Annotated in this window: 3 protein-coding genes; all 3 read right to left on the reverse strand. The window is 48.9% G+C overall.

The features are described 5' to 3' along the window. Window positions 1-727, reverse strand: a 727-nt coding sequence (locus B3M90_RS12040; RefSeq protein WP_290784273.1) for a 2-oxoacid:acceptor oxidoreductase family protein, incomplete at its 3' end; no start/stop codon positions are given. Between the two features lie 191 nt (window positions 728-918). After that, a complete protein-coding gene (locus tag B3M90_RS12045; RefSeq protein WP_023467705.1) occupies window positions 919-1,179 on the reverse strand; it encodes a stage V sporulation protein S in 261 nt (86 codons plus the stop codon). A gap of 29 nt (window positions 1,180-1,208) precedes the next feature. Then, window positions 1,209-1,431 (reverse strand): YmdB family metallophosphoesterase (locus tag B3M90_RS12050; protein WP_290784275.1); only part of this gene is annotated, 223 nt, incomplete at its 5' end.

The following is a 1,431-nucleotide window of genomic DNA, read 5'->3' on the forward strand; positions in this document are numbered from 1 at the left end:
TTCCACCGAACTGCGGTAATTTCTTGATTAAGTATTCCATGATCTCAGATGATGGTGTGATCGGGTAAGCTGCCATCAGACGCGCTCCACCGGCAATCGCGCCAAGAGCAATTGCATCGTTTCCAATCATGAACATCCGTTGTTTTCCGTCAGCCGGTTCCAAGACGAACCGTTCGCCCTCTCCTGCAAGAGCTTCAAACGCTGCTGCTCCTTCACGAATCGCTGCTAAGTTCTTCTCGACCATATCTGGACCTTTTCGTCCGAAAATCTGTTCGACGACGGCTTGGAAACGCTCTGGTGCAATGCCGAGAATCGCACTCGATGCACCAATCGCGACCATGTTCTTCATCAAGGCCGTACCGAGATCAGCTGCGATCTCCGTAAATGGAATCGCATACAAGGAAGCGCGTGCTTCGTCCGGATTCGTCGGATTGAATTTCGCATCCGCGATGATGATGGCACCTTGACGCAATTCATGGAAGTTGACGTCGATCGTCTCTTGATCGAACGCGACCAAAATATCGAGATCATCGGAAATCGTCCGGACTTCCTGTGTTGCGACACGAATCTTATTATTCGTATGTCCTCCCTTGATACGTGACGAAAAGTGACGGTAGCCATACAGGTAATAGCCGAGTCGATTCAAGGCAATCGCAAAGATTTCGCCTGTTGATTCGATCCCTTCTCCCTGCTGACCGCCAACTTTCCATGATAACTGATTATACATCGACGTTCGCTCCTTCTCTGTCCCCTGAAATGATAGTTCTCTCTATCCTCCCTCATGATACCGATTTACCGGAAGTAGTACAATGCTCCCTCGGTGGAAAGGTGAGAAAAATTCGAAGACGCAGCAAAAAGACCATCTACTCCAGTCGAGTAAATGGTCTACTTGTAAATATAGGACCTATGTCCAATTCATCATCGTGGTTCGATGATGAGTTTGATGGCGGTTCTTTCTTCTCCATCAATTAAAATGTCTGTGAAGGCTGGGATACAAATCAAATCGATGCCAGAAGGCGCCACGAATCCGCGTGCGATGGCGACGGCTTTGACAGATTGATTGAGCGCTCCCGCACCAATGGCCTGAATCTCGACGGAACCTCTCTCTCGAATGACACCCGCGAGTGCACCTGCTACCGCGTTTGGATTCGACTTAGCTGATACTTTCAGGACGTCCATGCGTGTACCTCCCCATCCAGAAATGGCAATCAGTCGAAGAATACTGACTGATCCGTCAGATGAATCCGTTCAATCTTCGTTGCTTTTTTGGTTGTGTCATCGATATGAATCAAGACTCCATTAAGTTGTTCCCGTCCTTCGGCAACTTCAAACCGCGTTGGGAGCTGTGTCTTAAATTTTCGTAGGACATCTTCCTGACGCATCCCGAGCACACCGTTCAGCGGACCTGTCATCCCGACATCCGTGATATAA

Origin of the sequence: Exiguobacterium sp. UBA6309 (assembly GCF_002439205.1) — a bacterium.
Classification (GTDB): Bacteria; Bacillota; Bacilli; order Exiguobacteriales; family Exiguobacteriaceae; genus Exiguobacterium_A.

What these genes read in the sequence shown, in the direction of transcription:
- B3M90_RS12045 (WP_023467705.1), bottom strand. Translation starts at nt 1,179, where the DNA reads ATGGACGTCCTGAAAGTATCAGCTAAGTCGAATCCAAACGCGGTAGCA.